Annotated in this window: 9 protein-coding genes and 1 pseudogene (1 of these 10 only partly in view); 6 read left to right on the forward strand and 4 right to left on the reverse strand. The window is 66.1% G+C overall.

Going from position 1 to position 21,414, the window contains the following annotated elements; all coding sequences use genetic code 11:
- A pseudogene (locus G6N47_RS30200) lies at positions 1-13,875 on the reverse strand (non-ribosomal peptide synthase/polyketide synthase); its annotated part reaches 22,273 nt to the left of the window's first position; the annotation flags it as partial.
- 617 nt (positions 13,876-14,492) lie between these two features.
- On the reverse strand, positions 14,493-15,764 hold the full coding sequence (locus G6N47_RS19315; protein WP_083132052.1) for a competence/damage-inducible protein A: 1,272 nt from the start codon (positions 15,762-15,764) through the stop codon (positions 14,493-14,495).
- Between the two features lie 18 nt (positions 15,765-15,782).
- Here G6N47_RS19315 and G6N47_RS19320 point away from each other — a divergent pair, with 18 nt between their 5' ends.
- Positions 15,783-16,280, forward strand: a complete 498-nt coding sequence (locus G6N47_RS19320) for a macro domain-containing protein (protein ID WP_083132053.1) — start codon at positions 15,783-15,785, stop codon at positions 16,278-16,280.
- Here the strand turns inward: G6N47_RS19320 and G6N47_RS19325 are convergent.
- Positions 16,268-16,567, reverse strand: a complete 300-nt coding sequence (locus tag G6N47_RS19325) for an MTH1187 family thiamine-binding protein (RefSeq protein WP_083132054.1) — start codon at positions 16,565-16,567, stop codon at positions 16,268-16,270. The genes G6N47_RS19320 and G6N47_RS19325 overlap by 13 nt on opposite strands.
- A gap of 37 nt (positions 16,568-16,604) precedes the next feature.
- Between G6N47_RS19325 and dtd the strand changes: the two genes are divergently transcribed.
- The 5 genes from dtd (at position 16,605) to G6N47_RS19350 (ending at position 20,647) form a co-directional block, all read left to right on the forward strand.
- Positions 16,605-17,036, forward strand: a complete 432-nt coding sequence (gene dtd, locus G6N47_RS19330) for a D-aminoacyl-tRNA deacylase (protein ID WP_083132055.1) — start codon at positions 16,605-16,607, stop codon at positions 17,034-17,036.
- A gap of 81 nt (positions 17,037-17,117) precedes the next feature.
- On the forward strand, positions 17,118-18,065 hold the full coding sequence (locus G6N47_RS19335; protein ID WP_083132056.1) for a sensor histidine kinase: 948 nt from the start codon (positions 17,118-17,120) through the stop codon (positions 18,063-18,065).
- A 67-nt stretch (positions 18,066-18,132) separates the two neighbouring features.
- Complete coding sequence (locus G6N47_RS19340; protein ID WP_083132057.1) at positions 18,133-18,972, forward strand: hypothetical protein; 840 nt, start codon at positions 18,133-18,135, stop codon at positions 18,970-18,972.
- Entirely contained in the window at positions 18,969-19,862 is an 894-nt protein-coding gene (locus G6N47_RS19345; protein WP_083132058.1) for a class I SAM-dependent methyltransferase, read from the forward strand. The genes G6N47_RS19340 and G6N47_RS19345 overlap by 4 nt, the downstream gene beginning before the upstream one ends.
- Before the next feature lie 5 nt (positions 19,863-19,867).
- Complete coding sequence (locus G6N47_RS19350) at positions 19,868-20,647, forward strand: HAD family hydrolase (protein ID WP_083132163.1); 780 nt, start codon at positions 19,868-19,870, stop codon at positions 20,645-20,647.
- Between the two features lie 21 nt (positions 20,648-20,668).
- On the opposite strand, the gene G6N47_RS19355 is transcribed toward G6N47_RS19350, so the two are convergent.
- Positions 20,669-21,406, reverse strand: coding sequence for a glucose 1-dehydrogenase (locus G6N47_RS19355; protein ID WP_083132059.1), 738 nt, complete (start codon positions 21,404-21,406; stop codon positions 20,669-20,671).
- Positions 21,407-21,414 lie beyond the last annotated feature (8 nt).

Genomic DNA, 21,414 nt, shown 5'->3' on the forward strand with positions numbered 1-21,414 from the left:
ATGACCAGCCCGATGCCCTCATCGACCACGCCGGACGGGGCCTCGGCCACGACCGCCACCCGGGCCAGCCCGGCCACGGTCTGCTCGACGAACACATCGCGCGGCCGACAGTGCACGCCAGCTGCCCGGGCACGGGCTACCACCTGCATCGACAAAATGCTGTCGCCACCTAGATCGAAGAAGGAGTCGTCGACCCCGACCCGATCCATACCGAGCACCTGGGCGTAGATGTCGGCCAGGATCTCCTCGATGGCGGTGCTTGGCGCCCGATATGCACCGGCGGTAGCGGTGTAGTCGGGTGTGGGGAGGGCGTGGGTGTCGAGTTTGCCGTTGGGGGTTAGTGGTAGTGCGTCGAGTGTGGTGATGGTGGTGGGGATCATGTAGGTGGGTAGTCGGTCGGTTAGTGCGGTTCGCGCGGCGGTGGGGTCGGCGGTTCCGGTGATGTAGGCGGTGAGGCGTTTGTTGCCGAGGTGGTCTTCGTGGGTGGTGATTGCGGCTTGTTCGACGCCGTCCAAAGCGTTTAGGGCGGTTTGGATTTCGCCGAGTTCGATGCGGTAGCCGCGGATTTTGACTTGTTGGTCGGCGCGGCCCAGGTAGTGCAGTTGTGTGTCGGGGGCCCAGCGGGCGAGGTCTCCGGTGCGATACATGCGTTGTCCGGGTGTGCCGAACGGGCAGGCCACAAAGCGTGATGCGGTCAGCGCTGCGCGGCGCAGATAGCCGATGCCGACGCCACGGCCGGCCACGTAGAGTTCGCCGAGCACTCCGGCGGGCACCGGGCGCAGCCACGGATCCAGCACGAATAGTGCTGCCCCGGGCACCGGGGCGCCGATGGGCACCACCGCGGCCCCGGGTGCCAGTGGGGTGCTGATGGCCACGCACATGGTGGTTTCGGTGGGGCCGTAGGCGTTGAGCATCACTCGTCCGGGTGCCCATCGGTTGGCCACGTCGATGGGGCAGGGTTCTCCGGCCATCACCAGCGTGGTGGACTGCAGGGCGTGGGGTGAGAGCAGGCCTATCGCTGTGGGGGTTTGGGTCAGCACGTTGACCTGTTCGGCGGCCAGCAGGTGGTGTAGTTGTTGTGCGTCGTCGAGCGGTTCGGGCATCACCACTAGGCGCCCGCCGCGCAGCAGGGCCCCGAAGATTTCCCATACCGAGACGTCGAAGGCCAACGAATGACACAGCGCCCAAATGCCCGTCGCGGGCAGGCCGGCGTCTAAGCAGGCCAACAGTTGGGTCACGTTGTGGTGGGTGATCGCCACTGCCTTGGGCACCCCGGTGGTGCCCGAGGTGTAAATCAGATACGCGATGTCTTCGGGGTCGGGTTCCGGCAATGCGGTGTTGGGTTGGGTCGTGATGGCTGGATCGTCGAGATCGATGACGGCAAGCTCGCTTTGGTCGAGTTCTGCGCCTAGTCCGGCGTGGGTGATCGCGGCGATCGGTGCGGCATCGGTGAGCATGAACGCCCGACGCGCCGCCGGCAGGGTCGCGTCGATGGGCAGGTAGGCCGCGCCGGTTTTGAGCACCGCCAGGATCGCCACGATCGCCTCGGCGCAACGCCGCACCAGCACCGCCACACATTGCCCGCTGCGCGCCCCGCGTGCAGACAACAAGTGCGCCAACCGATTCGAGGCCTCATCAAGCTCGCGATACGACCACGACCGCCCACCACAGCGCAACGCCACCGCTTCGGGTGTCTTGGCCACCTGTGCGGCAAACAACCCCGGAATCGACACCGACACCGCGGGTTGGCTCAACACACGGCGATTACCGACCACATCCAGACGCGCACACTCGGACTCCCCGAGCACATCCACCGACGACAACACCCGCCGCGGATCAGCAACCATCGCCACCAACACCCGCACCAACCGCTCGATCAGTGTCTCGATACTTGCGGCGTCGAACACGTCGGTGCGGAACTCCACCATGCCGCTAATCCCGTCGGGTTCACCGGCCTCGGTCCAACGTTCGGCCAACGAGAACGCCAAATCCCAGCGGGCGTTCTGGCTTGGCACCGGCATCGACGCGACGCGCAGATCACCCAGCTCCAGCCCAGCGGCGGGGTCATTGTCGTGCCAGTTCTGCCATGTCAGCGCCACCTGGAACAGGGGGTGATGGGCCAGGCTTCGGGCAGGGTTGAGCTTCTCCACCAGCACCTCAAAGGGCACATCCTGGTGCTCGTACGCGGCAAGGCTGCGCTGCCGCACCTGGTCCAGCAACTCGGCGACAGTGGGATCGCCGGCCAGCTCAATTCGCAGTACCAAGGTGTTGACGAAAAACCCCACCAGCCCATCCAGCGCGGGATCACCGCGCCCGGCGATGGCGAACCCCACCGCCACATCGGAGCTGGCGCTGAGTTTGGACAGCAGCAGCGCCAACGCCGCCTGGATCACCATGAAGCTGGTCGCGTTGTGCTCGCGGGCCACCCGCGCCACCCGCTGCTGCAACTCGGCCGGCCAGTCCACGGCCACACTTGAGCCGCGGTGATCGGCCACCGCCGGATAGGGCCGATCGGTGGGCAGTTGGAGTCGCTCGGGCATCCCGGCCAGCGCCTGCTCCCAGTAGGCCAGCTGCGCGGCGATGGGGCTGTCGTCGTCGGCCAGGTCGCCCAGCAGTGCCCGCTGCCACAGTGCGTAGTCGGCATACTGCACCCGCAGGGGCTCCCAGGCGGGAGCCCGTCCGGCACACCGGCTGGCATACGCCACGCCCAGGTCAGCAACCAACGGGGTGATCGACCAGCCGTCGGCGGCGATATGGTGCATCACCGTCACCAGCACATGTTCGTCATCGGCGAGCCGGAAAAGTGTTGCACGCAAGGGGATTTCGGTGGCCAAATCGAAGCTGTGACGTGCCGCCGCGCCGATGGCCTCTTGCAGCCGGGCTTCTGGCCAGCCGCCGGCATCGACGATGGCCCAACCGAATTCGGCCCGCTCGGGCGGCACCACCAGCTGCTGGGGTATACCCCCGGGCGACGCAAACAGCGTGCGCAGGCTTTCATGACGCCCAACCACATCGACCAGCGCCGCACCCAGCGCCTCGACATCAAGTGCGCCACTTAACTGCAACGCGGTCGCCATGTTGTAAACCGGCGACGGCCCCAGTAACTCATCGATGAACCACAACCGCTGCTGGGCATACGACAACGGCACCACCGCGGGCCGCTCCACCGCCAGCAACGGCGGCAGCCGACGTGATCCCACACCGATACGGCCCGACAACCGGGCAACCGTGGGCGCCTCGAACACGGCGCGCACCGAAAGATCGGCGTTCAGTGCGGCGTTGATCGCCGAGATCAGGCGCATCGCCGAAATGCTGTCGCCACCTAGATCGAAGAAGGAGTCGTCGACGCCGACCCGATCCATACCGAGCACCTGGGCGTAGATGTCGGCCAGGACCTCCTCGATGGCGCTGCTTGGCGCGCGATACACACCGGCGGTGGCGGTGTAGTCGGGTGCGGGCAGGGCGCGGGTGTCGAGTTTGCCGTTGGGGGTTAGTGGTAGTGCGTCGAGTGCGACCACCGCGGCGGGGATCATGTATGCGGGCAGCCGATCGGCCAGTGCGGTTCGCGCGGCGCCGGGGTCGGCGGTTCCGGTGATGTAGCCGATGAGGCGTTTGTTGCCCAGATGGTCTTCGCGGGCGACGACCGCGGCCTGTTCGACGCCGTCGAACCCACTGAGTGCGGCCTGAACCTCGCCGAGTTCGATGCGATAGCCGCGGATCTTGACCTGCTCATCGGCGCGGCCGAGGTACTGCAACTGCCCGTCGGGGCCCCAGCGCACCAGATCCCCGGTGCGGTACATGCGTTGTCCGGGCGCCCCAAACGGGCACGCGACAAATCGCGATGCGGTCAACGCCGCGCGGCGCACATACCCGATCCCGAGGCCGAGACCGGCCACGTACAGCTCGCCGACGATCCCGGCAGGTACCGGCCGCAACCACTGATCCAGCACAAACAATGCCGCGGTGGGTACCGGTCTACCGATCGGCACTACCCCCGACCCAGCTACCAATGGCGCACTAACCGCCACGCACATCGTGGTCTCGGTCGGGCCGTAGGCGTTGAGCATCACCCGCCCGCGCGCCCACCGATCCACCACCTGGGTTGGGCATGCCTCACCCGCCATCACCAATGTGAGCGAATCCAAATCATCAGTCGAGAGCGCCGCCGCCGCTGACGGGGTCTCGGTGAGCACGCGGACCGATTCGCCGACCAGCACGTCGTGGAAGTCATCCGGTGAGCGGGTCACCGACTCGGGCACCACCACCAGGCGCCCACCACGCAGCAGCGCCATCCAGATCTCCCACACCGAGACGTCGAACGCATAGGAATGACACTGGCTCCACACCTCTCCCGCCGGGAGGCCAGCATCCAGTGATTCCACCAGCTGGGTCACGTTGTGGTGAGTGATGGCAACGCCTTTGGGGGTGCCGGTGGTGCCGGAGGTGTAGATCAGGTAGGCGATGTCGTCGGGGCGCGGCGCCGACGGTGCCGTACCGGGTTGGGTGCCAACAGCGGGGTCGTCGACCGCGATGATCACCACGTCATGGCCGTCTAGTCGTCCGGCCAGGCCAGCGGTGGTGATCGCGGCGATCGGCGCGGCGTCGGCCAGTAGGAACCTGATCCGGGCCGCCGGTACCGTCGGGTCGATCGGCAGATAGGCCGCCCCGGCCTTGAGGACTGCCAGGATGGCGACGATCGCCTCAGCCGACCGCTCCAGCAGCACCGCCACACACTCACCGGGGCCCACACCGTGGCCGGCCAGCAAGTGCGCCAAGCGGTTGGCGGCGTCGTCGAGCTCCCGATAGGTCATGGAGCGGCCGCCGAAGATCACTGCCGCCGCCTCCGGGATGCGGGCCACCTGGGCGGCGAACAACACCGGAATCGATACCGCATCGGTTGCGACCCGACTCAACACTGCGCGGTTGCCGATCTCATCCAACCGGGCGTGCTCATGCTGATTGAGCAGATCTAGCGACGACACCCGCCGGGCCGGGTCCGCGGTCATGGCCGCCACCACCCGCAGCAACCACTCGATGAGCAGTTCGATGGTTTCCGCTTCGAAAACGTCGGTGTCGTATTCGACGCGAAGGCCCAGTTCGCTGCCCGGCGTGGCTTGCACCGTGAGGGGGTAGTGGTTGTATTCGCGGCCGGTGAAATCGGTGATGGCCAACTCGTGGTCAGCCACCAATGCTGCGGTGTCGATCGGGTAGTTCTCGTACACGAACAAGGTGTCGAACAGCTGTCCGTGACCGGTGATCCGGTGGATCTCGCTGAGCGCCAAATGCTGGTGGTCAATGGTGTCGTTGTGCGCGCGCTGCAGCTGGTCCAGCAGGTCTGCGCTGGTGGTGGCCGGCGTGATTTTCGCCCGCACCGGGATCGTGTTAATCAGAAGGCCCACCATCGATTCCGCGCCGGCCAACTCGGCTGGCCTCCCGGAAACAACCGTGCCGAAGGCGACATCATGCTGGCCGGTCAGCCACATCAGCAGCTGCGCGAAGGCGCCGTGCAGCACAGTGCTGACTGTGGTGTGAGATGACCGGGCCAGCTCGCTAACGGCCCGCGTGGTTTCCTCAGGCAGCTGAAAAGATCTGACGCTTCGCGGCCCCAGCCCTAACCGCTGCGCGGGGGCGACCAGGGTGGGGGTATCGAATCCGGCGAGCACCTCCCGCCAAGCCGCGTGGGCGGCACGAAGGTCTCGGTCGGCCAGCCAGGTGATAAACCTGCGATACGAGACCGGTGCGGGTAGGCGCTGCCCGTAATAGCTGGCGAATATCTCCCCCAGCAGGATCGGCAGCGACCAGCCATCGAGCACAATGTGGTGGTTGGTCAGCACCAGCCGGTGCCGCTCCTCTGCGATGCGGATCAACGCCACCCGAAACCCCGGCCCGTCGGCCAGATCACAGACCGCGCCACGTTCGGCGGCGCAAATTTGCTCGATTTTCTCCCCGACATCGGCGCCGTCGGCTTCCAGCTCGACATACGTCCACCCCGGTGCGGGATCGGCCGGGATGATCTGCACCGGCTCGTCGAATTCTCGGCAGAATCGTGCCGCCAGGTGAGGGTGGCGATCGACCACCGTGTGCACCGCATCGCGCAGCCGACGGGCGTCGAGACGGCCGCTTAATGAGAGATCCAGCTGCAAGGCATACACATCGTCGTGGCTGCCGCGCGCGGTGCCTGCGTGAAAGAGCAGGCCCTGCTGCAGGGGAGTCAACGGCAAAATATCGGCGACGTGATGCCGCTGGTCCAGCTCGTCGATCTGATCCTGGCTCAGACGGGCCGGCGCGATATCCGAGGGCGTCAACCCGCCGCCACCGTGCCGGACATGCGCGCAGACACCGCCCAAGACGTCAAACCACAACCGGCTCAACCTGCTGACCTGCGCGCGATCCAGCGCCGAGGGTGCCCACGTCCAGTTGGCGTGCAGCTGCGGGCCGATCTCGGTGTCCACCGTGACGGCATTGAGCTCCACGGTGTGCGCCAAGGCTATGGGCACCGCGGTGGCGGCGGTCGGCGACAAGCCGTCTGGGCTGACCCGCCACAGCTGGTCAGAGAGCTCGGAGGCCGCGCCCAGCCGCCCCAGGTAGTTGAATCCGATCGGCGGGTCGGACTCGGGCAGGTCCACGTCGGGGTTCAAATAGCGCAGCAGACCGTAGCTCAGCGGATTGGGCAGGGCGCGAAGCTGTTCTTTGGCGGTTTTGATGACCCGCCCCAGGGGCGTTGCGCCGGTGGTCACCTGCGCCCAGGACAGTCCACCGACGGCCAACGACACCGGGTACTTGGTGGTGAACCAGCCCACCGTGCGCGACAGATCTAGGTCGGCGGCCAGCTCCTCGAACCGGCCGTGGCCCTCGACGTCGACGCCGATCGGCGTCGCGCCGTTGCCCAAAAATTCCGTTACCGCCAATCCGAACGCGATCAACAAGACCTCATGAATGCCGGCGTGAAATGCCGCGGGCACCTCGCCGAGCAGAAGCCGGGTGGTCTCCACATCGAGCTTCACCGACAGATGCGCGGCGCTGGCATACGTATCCCGCCCGGGTTGCACGGCGGGCAGCGCGGCCGGGGCTGCCGCCACCTGCTTCCACGCATCGGCCTGCCCTACCACCCCCGGGGCGTGCGCATGCTCGGCCAGCAGTGAGGCCCACCGGGCAAACGACGTCCCGCCCGCCGGTAACGTCACCGGGTGTCCGTTGTGATGCTGGGCCCAGGCGATGTTCAAGTCTTCCAATAGGATTCGCCACGAAACCCCGTCGACGGCCAGGTGGTGAACGATCAACACCAGCTGACTGGCCGAGGTGACCCACAGCGCGCTCAGCATCATCCCGGCGAGCGGGTTCAGCCGCGACCGGGCCGCCACCAGCGCGTCGTCGGACAGCATGTCGATCGTCTGTAGACACGCGCTGGCGTCGGCCGAGCCGGCCTCGGGCACCTGCAGTGACCACCCTCCGGCGCCGTCAATGCCGGCACGCACCCGCAACATCGCATGCCGATCCAGCAACGCCTGCAACAGGACCACCACATCGGCCTCGGACACCCCCGCAGGAGCCGACACCACCACCGTCTGGTTGAACTCGTCGACCGGACCGTCCACGTTTGCCAGCCAGCGCATGATCGGGGTTGCGATCACCGGCCCGGTGCCCTTATCGACCACCCCCGCCGCGCCCTCGGCCACCAGCGTCACCCGGGCCAGCCGGGCCACGGTCTGCTCGACGAACACATCGCGCGGCCGACACACCAGGCCGGCCGCCCGAGCCAAGGCCACAACTTGCATCGACAGGATGCTGTCGCCACCCAGATCGAAAAACGAGTCGTCCACTCCGACCCGATCCACACCGAGCACTTGCGCGTAGATGCCGGCCAGCACCTCCTCGATTGCACTGCCCGGGGCGCGGTAACGCTCGAACTGGGTGTATTCGGGTGCCGGCAGAGCCCGTTTGTCCAACTTGCCGTTAACTGTCAACGGCAGCGCATCCATCACCACCACCGCGGCGGGCACCATATACGGCGGTAGCCGCTCGGCCAGTTGCGCGCGTATTTCGGTCGGGTCTGCGGTGCCGGTGACATAACCCACCAGGCGCTTGTCGCCGGGGCGGTCCTCGCGGGCGATCACCGCCGCCTGCTCTACCCCCTCCACTCCGGTTAGAGCGGTCTGCACCTCACCAAGTTCGATGCGATAGCCGCGGATCTTGACCTGCTCATCGGCGCGGCCCAGATACTGCAGCTGCCCATCGCCACCCCACCGCACCAAATCCCCGGTGCGATACATGCGCGCCCCAGCATCCCCGAATGGGCACGCCACAAACCGCGACGCAGTCAACCCGCAGCGCCGCACATACCCAACGCCCACACCGCGACCGGCCACATACAGCTCACCGATCACCCCGACTGGCACGGGCCGCAACCATTGATCCAGCACAAACAATGCCGCGGTCGGCACCGGTGCACCGATCGGCACCACGCCCGATCCGAAGGGCGACAGTGCACTCATCGACGCATACACCGTGGCCTCGGTTGGACCGTAGGCGTTGATCACAACCCGCCCGGGCGCCCACCGATCCACCACGTCAACCGGGCAGGCCTCACCCCCGAGCAGCAATGTCACCGAATCCAAACCATCCGGCGACAACGCCGCCACCGCCGACGGAGTCTGGGTGAGCACGGTGACTCGCTCGCTGACCAGCACCTCGTGGAACTCTTCTGGGGCGCCGACCACCGACTCGGGAACCACGACCAGCTGTCCGCCAGCCAACAGCGCAGCCCAGATCTCCCACACCGAGAAGTCGAATGCGTAGGAATGGCACTGCGTCCACACCTGTGCCGTCGGCAGGCAGGTCGGCATTGAGTCCGCCAGGTGGGTCAAGTTGTGGTGGCTGATCGCCACCGCCTTCGGGGCACCGGTGGTGCCCGAGGTGTAGATGATGTACGCGATATCGTCGGGGGCCGGTGCCGGCAAGCTGGTGGCCGGGCACCTGTCGACCAGAGGATCTTCGACATCAATGACAAGCGGGGCGTACCCATCCAGCCGGTCGGTGAGATCGGCGGTGGTGACAACTGCGATTGGTGCAGCATCCTCCACCATGAAGCGGATCCGCGCCGCCGGCAGCGCCGGGTCGATCGCCAGGTAGGCCGCCCCGGCCTTCAACACCGCCAGCATCGCCACGATCGCCCCGGCGGATCGCTCCAATAGCAGCGCCACAAACGCGCCGGGAGCGACGCCCTGAGCAATCAACAAGTGCGCCAACCGGTTAGACGCCTCATCAAGCTCGCGATAGGTCAGGCAGCGGCCGTCGAAGGTCACCGCCGCGGCCTCCGGGGTGCGCCTCACCTGTTCGGCGAAGAGGACCGGAATCGACACCGGCGTGGAGGGTTTGGTCAGCGCAACGCGGTTACCGATCTCATCCAGGCGGGCATGTTCGGCCTCGTCTAGCACATCCAACGACGACAACGGCCGCGCCGTGTCGGCGGTCATCGCCACCAATACCCGTGCCAACCGCTCGATCAGCGCCTCGATGCTGTCCGCGTCGAAGACATCCGTGCGAAACTCCACCCTTCCACCGATCCCGGCAGGCTCGCCGTCATCGGTGAAGCGTTCGGCCAACGCAAACGCCAAATCCATACGGGCAGACTGGGTATCGACTGGCAACGACGTGATTTGGAGGTCCCCCAAAACCAGCTTCGCCGCGGGATCACTGTTGCCGTCGAACTGCCAGCCCACAAGCACCTGGACCAACGGGTGGTGAGCCAACGACCTAGACGGGTTGAGCCGTTCCACAAGCACTTCGAACGGCACGTCCTGGTGCTCGTAGGCGGCCAGGCTGCGCTCGCGCACCTGGCTCAACAGTTCGGCGACGGTGGGGTCGCCAGCCAGATTGACCCGCAGTACCAAGGTGTTAACGAAAAAACCGACCAACTTGTCCAGCGCGGGATCGCGGCGCCCGGCGATCGGGAACCCGACGGCCACCTCGGTGCTGGCGCTGACCTTCGATAGCAGCACCGCCAGGGCGGCCTGAATGATCATGAAGCTGGTTGCGTTGTGCTCGCGGGCCACCCGCGCCACCTGCTGCTGCAACTCCGCCGGCCAGTCCACGACCACAGTGGCGCCCCGCTGATCGGCCACCGGCGGGTAAGGCCGATCCGTGGGCAGGTGGAGTCGCTCGGGCATCCCGGCCAGCGCCCGCTCCCAATAAGCCCATTGCGCGGCGATGGGGCTGTCGCAGTCGGCCAAGTCGCCCAACTGGGCGCGCTGCCACAACGTGTAATCGACATACTGCACCGGCAACGGCTCCCAGTCGGGAGCCCGTCCGGCACACCGGCTGGCGTACGCCACCCCTAGATCGGCCATCAACGGCGCGATCGACCAGCCGTCGGCGGCGATGTGGTGCACCGCGGCGACCAGCACATGATTGTCATCGGCGACCCGGAAAAGTACTGCCCGCATTGGGATCTCAGTCGCCAGGTCAAAACTGTGACGCGCTGCCGCGCCGATGGCTTTCTGCAGCCGATCCGCCGGCCAGCCGCCGGCATCAACGATGGCCCAACCGAATTCGGCCGATTCGGGTGGCACCACCAGCTGCTGGGGGATGCCCCGCGGCGCCACAAATAGCGTGCGCAGGCTTTCATGTCGCGCTACCACGTCGGCCAGCGCCGCACCCATCGCCTCGACATCAAGTGCGCCGCTTAACTGCAATGCGGTCGCCATGTTGTAAACCGGCGACGGCCCCTGCAACTGGTGGATGAACCACAACCGCTGCTGGGCATACGACAACGGCACCACCGCGGGCCGTTCCACTGCCGCCAAGGGCTCAAGCCGACGTGATCCCACACCGATATGGCCCGCCAACTGGGCAACCGTGGGCGCCGCGAACAAGATGGGTATCGACAGATCGGCATCCAGCGTGGTGTTGATCGCCGCAAACAGGCGCATCGCCAGCAGCGAATCCCCACCTAGATCGAAGAATGAGTCATCGACCCCGACGCACTCCACACCGAGCACGTCGGCGTAGATACCTACCAGGATCTCCTCAACCGCGGTGTTCGGCGGGCGGTAACGATCAACATCTTGGGCCCCCGGTGTGGGGAGGGCGTGGGTGTCGAGTTTGCCGTTGGGGGTTAGTGGTAGTGCGTCGAGTGTGGTGATGGTGGTGGGGATCATGTAGGTGGGTAGTCGGTCGGTTAGTGCGGTTCGCGCGGCGGTGGGGTCGGCGGTTCCGGTGATGTAGGCGGTGAGGCGTTTGTTGCCGAGGTGGTCTTCGTGGGTGGTGATTGCGGCTTGTTCGACGCCGTCCAAAGCGTTTAGGGCGGTTTGGATTTCGCCGAGTTCGATGCGGTAGCCGCGGATTTTGACTTGTTGGTCGGCGCGGCCCAGGTAGTGCAGTTGTGTGTCGGGGGCCCAGCGGGCGAGGTCTCCGGTGCGATACATGCGTTGTCCGGGTGTGCCGAACGGGCAGGCCACAAAGCGTGATGCGGTCAGCGCTGCGCGGCGCAGATAGCCGATGCCGACGCCACGGCCGGCCACGTAGAGTTCGCCGAGCACTCCGGCGGGCACCGGGCGCAGCCACGGATCCAGCACGAATAGTGCTGCCCCGGGCACCGGGCGCCGATGGCACCACCGCGGCCCCGGGTGCCAGTGGGGTGCTGATGGCCACGCACATGGTGGTTTCGGTGGGGCCGTAGGCGTTGAGCATCACTCGTCCGGGTGCCCATCGGTTGGCCACGTCGATGGGGCAGGGTTCTCCGGCCATCACCAGCGTGGTGGACTGCAGGGCGTGGGGTGAGAGCAGGCCTATCGCTGTGGGGGTTTGGGTCAGCACGTTGACCTGTTCGGCGGCCAGCAGGTGGTGTAGTTGTTGTGCGTCGTCGAGCGGTTCGGGCATCACCACTAGGCGCCCGCCGCGCAGCAGGGCCCCGAAGATTTCCCATACCGAGACGTCGAAGGCCAACGAATGACACAGCGCCCAAATGCCCGTCGCGGGCAGGCCGGCGTCTAAGCAGGCCAACAGTTGGGTCACGTTGTGGTGGGTGATCGCCACTGCCTTGGGCACCCCGGTGGTGCCCGAGGTGTAAATCAGATACGCGATGTCTTCGGGGTCGGGTTCCGGCAATGCGGTGTTGGGTTGGGTCGTGATGGCTGGATCGTCGAGATCGATGACGGCAAGCTCGCTTTGGTCGAGTTCTGCGCCTAGTCCGGCGTGGGTGATCGCGGCGATCGGTGCGGCATCGGTGAGCATGAACGCCCGACGCGCCGCCGGCAGGGTCGCGTCGATGGGCAGGTAGGCCGCGCCGGTTTTGAGCACCGCCAGGATCGCCACGATCGCCTCGGCGCAACGCCGCACCAGCACCGCCACACATTGCCCGCTGCGCGCCCCGCGTGCAGACAACAAGTGCGCCAACCGATTCGAGGCCTCATCAAGCTCGCGATACGACCACGACCGCCCACCACAGCGCAACGCCACCGCTTCGGGTGTCTTGGCCACCTGTGCGGCAAACAACCCCGGAATCGACACCGGCACGCCGGGTTGGCTCAACACACGGCGATTACCGACCACATCCAGACGCGCACACTCGGACTCCCCGAGCACATCCACCGACGACAACACCCGCCGCGGATCAGCAACCATCGCCACCAACACCCGCACCAACCGCTCTGCTAGAGCGCAGGCATCACTATCTCCAAAGAACTGTCCATCGCCCTGGGTGCTGAGAAAAAGCTGGTCACCATCCTTAAAAAACACCAGCCCAAACTCGACCGGACCAGCATGTGTCAGTGTTCCCGTCGTCGCAGCACCAGCAAAGTATCCCATGTGTGTAGCCGGAATGAAATTGACAATTATCCGATTCGACACCTGCCCGGAGCCGCGGAGACTCCCCTGATAATCAATGGCATGCACCGGGAACCGCTGATGCTGCAGCGCTTCCCGTATTCTCCTGTCGACAAGCTCACAAAAACCAGCAACCGTCGATCCGGGCGGAGCTTTAAACACGAGCGGCACGAACCCCGAAATCATTCCGGGCACCGTCTGTGTTTCCGGACGCACACGCCTGCTTACCGGAAAATCGAGTACCACCTCCGAACTCTCGGTGTCGAATGCGCGCACCAAGAGCGCGCAGGCCGCAGTAATCACCGACGCTCGGCGCACCCCGAGGGCCTGCGACAACACGTGGATCCCCGCAACGGCGGATGGGTCTAGTTGAACCGGTGCCGCAAACTGCTCATTACGCCTGCCAGAGGGGTTGTGCCCCAACCGATAACGCGGTTCGCTCTCCGTGGGCCTGTTCCTTGTCCAGTAGGCCCGATCGTCGCGGTAATCGCTGGAGGCTTCGTACTCTGTCTCGCACTTGATCAAATCACTCAATGATCCAAAGAAGGCAGGCGGAATCGGCGCGCCCGAAGCCATTGCCGAAAAAATGTCGGCGATCCGGTGACAAACGAGGGCAAGGCCGACTCCGTCGACCACGATATGATGGCAGCAAGCGAACAAATAAAATTCGTCGACACGTGACTGCAACAAGGCGAATTTGAACAGCGGGCCGTCAAGCGGCATTAACGTGCGTTGAATCGATGACGCCAGCCGATAGGCGTCCTGTGCAGGATTCTGCGAGCCGGTCAGATCATAGCGGGCAAGCTCGATGTCCGGGTAGTCAATCGGCTTTTGGAAAACCCGGCCATCCACCTCGAAAAAGGCGGCTCTAAGTGGCTCGGCCTCGCGTACGGCCTGAACAATCGCCCGCTCAACTAAACCAGGCTCTACCGTGCCCTCAATTCGCAAAAGCGCGCCCAGCTGCCACTGCGCGCCGAAGGCGCCCGTTTTCTGGGCAAGCCAGATGTCTAGCTGTCCCCGTGTCAGCGGAAGCGACTTGTCGTCTAGCCCCATGATGTTTCCCACCCGACTCCGCCGACCCCTATGGGCTACATATCAAGCGACTGCGCGGTTAGACGCGTGTTCCACAGCGTCCCAACAGTTTCCAACCCCAAGTGAGGCTGGGAATGGAGTGCGGTCGTCTCGCCGCTTGACCGCATCTAAAGGCGGCGTGCCTCGTTCGACCATGGTCACTCGCCTATCGAGGTTGGGTAGCGCGCGGGCAGCTGGCGGGCCTGCCAGGCCGGCGCGGAGCGCTACTGGATGACGATCACGGTTTGGCACGATCCACCCGAACGTCGTTGGAACTGAGCTGTCGTCAGTGTCCAGTGCCGCTGGGTGGGCGCATAGAGTAGGCCGCTACTCGATTTCTCCTGGAACCGCCGCGGCATAGGGACATATGAATTACCGAGCGGTGCGTCCGGCGTGACGTTGCCATTTCGTCCTCCAGATGTTGCCGATGTTTAGGGTGGTGTCGCGGTGTCGCCGGGGGTGTACTTCGACCGCGGTGCTCGACGGATTGAATCTGAGCCCGCGGTCCTATGAGGACACTGCGTCGGTGTAAACGGCCAGGCGCATCTGCTCGACGTTGAGCGCACATGTAGTCATCACGATGGGGGGCCGCATTCGGTTCAGTTCGGTGGGCCGCCGCTCAGCACCCGGCGCAGCATGTGCATCGCCACCGTCGTCGAGCGCTCCCGAATGTCGGCACGGTTACCGGGCAACCGGAGCGTGCGGGTCAGCGACTGCCCATCCGCCAGCGCCACTGTGAAGCACACCGTGCCGACCGGCTTGTCCTCGGTTCCCCCGCCGGGACCGGCGATTCCGGTGATCGCGACGGCAGTGTCAGCGCCGAAGCGGCGCAGTGCGCCCGCGGCCATCGCCTCGGCCACCGGTTCGGAGACCGCGCCGTGGGCTTCGATTAACGCCGAATCCACGCCCAGCACATCGGTTTTCGCCTCGTTGGCATACGCCACCACCCCACCCGCGACGTAGTCCGACGAACCCGGCCGGTCGGTCAGCCGCGCCGCCAACAGCCCGGCGGTGCATGACTCCGCGGTCGCGATCCGACGGCCACTCAACAGCTGGGCCACCAGATCATCCACGGACGAGCCATCTTCGGAAAAGATGTGCTCCCCATGCTTTTCGCGCAACAGCTCCACCAGCCGCTGATACACGCCGGCGGCGTCGGGCTCGTAGCGGGTGACCATTTCGACTTCGCCGCGCCGCAGGCAGGTGGTGATCTCCAGCGACCCGAAACCGGGCAGGCGCTCCTCGGCGTCGCGCAGGCTCTCGGCCAGTCCGGACTCCGGCAGGCCGAACATCCGTAGCATCTCCTGGCGATACACCGTCCGCCCCGCAATCGCGTCCTGGACGGCCGGCGTCTGCATCGCGGTGCGCCACATCGGCTGCAGCTCGCGCGGCGGGCCGGGCAGCACCACCACCGTCGGCTTGCCGGGAACGACGACGCCCGGCGCTGTTCCCACCGGGTCGAGCACCACCGCTCCGGCCGGAACCATCGCCTGCTTGCGGTTGGCCGCCCGCACCGCGTCGAAGTCGCCGCCGATGCGGGCCATCAACGACTTGAGGATTGCGGCGATCTTGCCTTCCAGCTCGGCGTCCAACACCAGCTCTCGCCCGCAGAACTGTGCCACGATCGCGACCGTCATGTCGTCGGCCGTCGGGCCCAGTCCGCCGCTGGTGATGATCAGGTCCACGCCTTGATCGGCCATGAACCGCAGCTGCGCCTCGATGTCGGCTGGGCGGTCGCCGCAGATCGTGATGTGCGCGAGCTCGACGCCCAGCTCCAGAAGCCGATCGGCGATCCACGGCCCGTTGCGATCTTGGACTCGTCCGGTCAACACTTCGGTACCGGTGACAACAATGCCCGCACGTGTGCTCACTGGTACGACACTAAAGTCATGATCGAAATCGAAGTGCTTCAGGCCGACGTGACCAAGCTCGAGGTCGACGCGATCGCCAACGCGGCCAATACCGAACTCAAGCACGGTGGCGGCGTCGCGAAGGCCATCTCCCGCGCCGGCGGGCCGGCCGTGCAGCGGGAATCCAACGAGAAGGCGCCGATCGGCCTGGGCGAAGCCGTCGAGACCACCGCCGGCGACATGCCGGCACGCTTTGTAATCCATGCGGCCACAATGGAACTCGGTGGACCGACGTCGGCGCAGATCATCGGCAAAGCAACCCGGTCCACGTTGAATAAGGCCGACGAACTCGGTTGCCGATCGCTGGCTCTGGTCGCATTCGGGACCGGGGTCGGCGGCTTCCCGCTCGACGAAGCGGCCCGGCTGATGGTTGACGCCGTTCGGCAGCACAAACCCAGTTCACTGCAGCGGGTGGTGTTCGCGGTCCACGGCGACGACGCCGCGCGGGCTTTCCAAACCGCGGCTCAGGACAGGTAGCGCTCCACCGATTCCGTCTTGTGGGTCATCGCGTCGGTGACGCCGGAGCGCCAGTCGACCTTGATCACGACACTGACCCGGGGTGTGCGGGCCTTCACGGCTTCGACGGCGCGCTGCACGACCGCCATCACCTGGTCCCAGGACTCGCCCTCGATCACGGTGAACATCGCGTCGGTCTTGTTCGGCAAGCCGGAGGCGCGCACCACCCGCACTGCCTCGGCGACCAGCTCGCCGACAGCCTCGCCGGCACCCAACGGGGTGACCGAGAACGCGACCAATACCGACACCCCACAAGCCTAATGGCGGCATGGCACCATCGCGTTCATGCGAGTGCTGGTGCAACGGGTTTCGTCGGCATCGGTGTCGGTCGACGGCGAAATCGTCGGCGCCATCGCCCCGGAAAGCCAGGGGCTTCTCGCGTTCGTCGGTGTCACACATGACGACGACGCCGGCAAGGCACGCCGGCTCGCCGAAAAGCTCTGGCAGCTGCGCATCCTCGAGGACGAAAAATCCGCCGCCGACACCAACGCGCCGATCCTGGTGGTCAGCCAGTTCACCCTGTACGCCGACACCGTCAAGGGACGGCGACCGTCGTGGAACGCCGCGGCCCCCGGCGCGGTGGCAGAACCACTCGTGGAGACGTTCGTTAATGACCTTCGGCAGTTGGGTGCGCAGGTCGAAGCCGGCGTTTTCGGTGCACACATGCAAGTCGAACTGGTCAACGACGGCCCGGTGACCCTCCTGCTCGAACTGTGACTTCTGGGTCCGCCGACTGCGTGATTGGGGCACTGCCGGGGCGGGTATATCGGTATCCGCCGGGACGATGGAGCGGCTGAGATGACGAATGCGCTGGAGCGGGGCGGGCTCGCCCACCCCGCTCTCTTCTATCGCACGCAGCAGGAGTACCTCGATTTCCTGCTGCCGTTCATCTCCGACGCGGTAGACGCAGGCAGTCCGGTGCTGGTCGCGGTGCCCGGACCGAACCTGGCCGCGCTCCGTGACGGGTTGGGCGACTCGGCAGCTCACGTGGTGATGACCGACATGACCGAAGCAGGCCGCAATCCCGGTCGAATCCTGGGCGAAGTTCTCAGCAGCTTCGTCGAGAAACATCACGGTGAGCCGGTTCGCATGATCGGCGAACCGATTTGGCCGACCCGATCTGAAGCCGAATATCCCGCCTGCGTGCAGCACGAGGCGCTGATCAATCACGCCTTCACCGGCCGTGACGTGACGGTGGTCTGCCCCTACGACGTCAGCCGCCTTGCTCCCGATGTCGTCGCCGACGCCCGATGTACGCACCCGGTGCTCTGGCAGCCCGGATCGCCGGAACAACGAAGTCTCGCGTACGCCCCCGATGCGGTGTGGGCACGCTACGACCGCCCTTTGCCGACGCACGACGCAGCGGTCAGGTACACGGCGCGGAAACTTGCCGACCTCAGCCGCGCACGCAATTTTGCTGCCGGCTACGGGCGATGGTTTGGGTTGCCGCCCAGCAAGATCGCGGATCTGCAACTGATCACCAACGAGCTGGCCACCGCCAGCCTGACGCATTCCGCCGGCCCCTGCCGGTTGGCTCTGTGGCACCAGGACGGTCACCTGGTCTGCGAAGCACGCGACGGCGGGCATCTCGACGATCCGCTCACCGGGCGGCGGCCCTACGACCTTGACACCGGTCGCGGCCCCGGTCTGTATGTGGTCAACGCCGTCGCCGATTTGGTGCGCATACACAGCCGCCCGGGCGAGACCACCATCCACGCCTACATCCGCCTGGAAGAGACGGCATGATGCGTCGGCACGCTGTCGTGGATTAGGGCGCGCGTGCGGGCGGGCGCCGCATCGTAGGCTTGCCCGGATGCTGCGCGATATTCGTGAGCTTGCCGATGAACGCGATGCCTACGCCGCCGAGCTTCGCCGCCGGTGGGGCGGACTGCTGAGTTACCGCTACATTGGCCGCAGCTACGCATCGATGGACCTGGGCCCGGTCGACGACACCGTCACCTTGCGCCATGACATGCGCAATCCGACCGGCGGCATCCTGCTGGCGGTCCTCGGCATTGCTTCCCCGGAGGGCGGCGGCATGTCCGATTTGGAGGCGGTGCCCAACCCGGTCGTCCACTCCTGCCAAGTCCTCGACCCCGGCCGAGATGTGCGACGCATCGAAGTGCGGACCGAGGTGGTCAAACGTGGCCGCCAGATGGGCTACAGCCGCTCCCGCATCGTCGACGCGGACCAGCCCGCCCGTGTGCTCGCGCTGACCCAGGGCCAGGGCATCAGTATCGGCACCCCGCCCGAGGGCCTGGACCGAATGGCGGTCGAGCCGATCGAGGTCGTCGACTCCCCCGAGTTGCCCCCACTGTGGCAGGTGTTCGGCGGACACCGCCGCGCCGACGGGCACTGGGCGCTGCCGGAATTGGCCGCCGAGGTCGCCTCGCCGGATGCCGCGCTGCACATCGGTCCGCAGTTCGCAGTGTTGGAGGCGGCGGCGACCGAGGCTGCGGCAACCGACCGGCTGCAAGGCCTTTCATCGCAGGTGATGTTTGTCGCGCGCGGAAAGGTAGGTCCCTTCCGCGTCGAGGCGGAACCGATTCCAGGTGCGGACGACAAGGTCGCGGTGCGCACGATCATGCACGACGAAGGCGCCGACGACCGCGTCATCACGGTCGGGTCCTATGTTTTCGAGGCACACCGATGACCCGCTCCGACGACGACGAGTGGGACATTGTCAGCAGCGTGGGCTACACCGCGCTGCTGGTGGCCGGATGGCGCGCCGTGCACGCCACCAGCCCCGACCCGCTGGTGCGAGACGACTACGCCAAGCTTTTCATCACTGCGTCGGCGGATCCGTACCTGACCGGGGTGCTGGCCAATCCGCCGACTTCGCAGACCGCGACGGCGTTTCCGCGGCTCTACGGCGTGCAGACCCGGTTCTTCGACGAATTCTTCGTCGCGGCTACCGCCACCGGCATACGGCAGGCCGTCATCGTGGCGGCCGGCTTGGACTCGCGTGCCTACCGGCTCGACTGGCCCAGCGGCACAAAGGTTTTCGAGGTCGACCAGCCGAAAGTGCTGGAGTTCAAATCCCGAGTGCTCGCCGGGCAGGCGGCCGAGCTCGCTGCGCAGCGAATCGAGGTCGCTGCGGATCTGCGCGAAGACTGGTCGATACCGCTGCGCGCCGCGGGCTTTGATCCGGACCAGCCCACCGCCTGGTCGCTGGAGGGCCTGCTGCCCTACTTGACCGGCCAAGCCCAAGACGCGTTGTTCACCCGCATCGACGAGCTCTCGGCGCCGGCCAGCCGTATTGCGATCGGCGCGCTCGGATCTTGTCTCGACCAGGACCGGCTCGCCGCTTTGGAAGCGACCTACCCCGGACTGAACATGTCCGGTGACGTCGACTTCGCTTCGCTGACTTACGGCGACGAGGCCAAAACCAAACCGGCACAATGGCTCGCCGAGCACGGCTGGACCGTGGATCCCGTGCGCAACACGCTGCAACTGCAAGCCGGCTACGGCAGGACTCCACCAGAGGTGGACGCGCAGATCGACGCCATCATGCACTCCGAATACGTCACGGCGACGCGGTGAGCCACATGCACGCATCGGAAGCTGTTGCCGAGATCGCCGCCGCTCCGCCCGGCCCGCAGGTGGGCGCATTCTTCGACCTCGACGGCACGCTGGTGGCCGGCTTCACCGCCACCGCCCACGCCGGCCACCGGATCCGTCGCCGGCAGGCCAGGATCGGCGAAGTCCTCGGTGTGGCAGAAGCGATGATGCGATACCGGTTCGGGCGCATGGAATTCGAGCGGCTGGTGGTGCGGGGTGCGGGCTATCTGCGCGGTGAGTCCCTGGCGGAGCTCGACGAACTCGGAGAGCGCCTGTTCGTCGAGCGCATCGCGGCTCGGGTCTTCCCCGGGATGCGTGACATCGTCGCGGCCCATCAGCAGCGCGGGCACACCGTGGTGCTCAGTTCGTCGGCGCTGACCATCCACGCGCGCCCGGTGGCACGCTTCCTTGGAATCACCCACGTTCTGTGCAACCAGTTCGAGCTGGATGACCGCGGCCTGCTGACCGGTGACATCACCCGGCCCATCGTGTGGGGCGCGAAGAAAGCCGCTGCCGCACAGCACTTTTGCGCTGCCAACGGTATCGAGCTGGACGACAGTTACTTCTACGCCGACGGTGACGAGGATCTGGCGCTGATGTCGTTGGTCGGCCACCCCCGCCCAGTCAACCCGCGCTCGCGGCTCGCGGCGGTATCCGCCGAGCGGGGCTGGCCGGTGCTGCGGGTCGCGCACGCCGGCGGCAGGCGAGCAGCCCTGACCCGCGAGTGGCCAGTTATTGCACGCTTTACGCGAAATAGCGTGCAATAATTGGCCACTCGGCGCTGAGGGTTACAGCTTGTGCGGGACGTCGAGGATCAGACCACCATCCATGACGTATTCGCTGCCGGTGGAGTAGGACGATTCGTCGCTGGCCAAGAACAGCACGAACGTCGACACCTCTTCCGACTGCGCGGGGCGGCCGAGCGGAATCGTGAGCATGTTGTCCGGAAAGTGCTTGGTCATCGGAGTGCGGATGAAACCCGGATGAATCGAGTTCACCCGAATGTTTTTCGGCGCCAGCTCCAACGCTGCCGATTTGGTCAGCCCGCGCACCGCCCACTTCGACGCCACGTAGGGGTGCACCATCTGCGCGCCGCGCAGTCCCTCGATCGACGACACGTTGATGATCGACCCGCCGCCGGCGGCGATCATCGGCTCCACCGCCACCCGCATGCCCAAAAACGTGCCGGTGAGGTTGACGTCAATGACCTTCTGCCACTTGGCCATATCGAACTTGTGGATCTGGCCGAGGGCGACGATGCCGGCGTTGTTGACCAGGACGTTGAGCTTGCCGAACTCCTGGACCGCGGTCGCGGCGGCCGCTTCCCACTGCTCGAGCTCAGTGACGTCGAGATGCACGTAGCGCGCCGCGTCGCCGAGTTCGTCTGCCAGCGCCTTGCCCTCGTCGTCGAGGATGTCGCCGATCACCACCTTGGCGCCCTCGTCGACAAGCAGCCGGGCATGGGCAGCACCCATCCCCCTGGCGCCGCCACTGATCAGTGCAACCTTGCCGTCCACGCGTCCCATGACGGGTC

This window comes from Mycobacterium branderi, assembly GCF_010728725.1.
GTDB classification, from domain to species: Bacteria; Actinomycetota; Actinomycetes; order Mycobacteriales; family Mycobacteriaceae; genus Mycobacterium; species Mycobacterium branderi.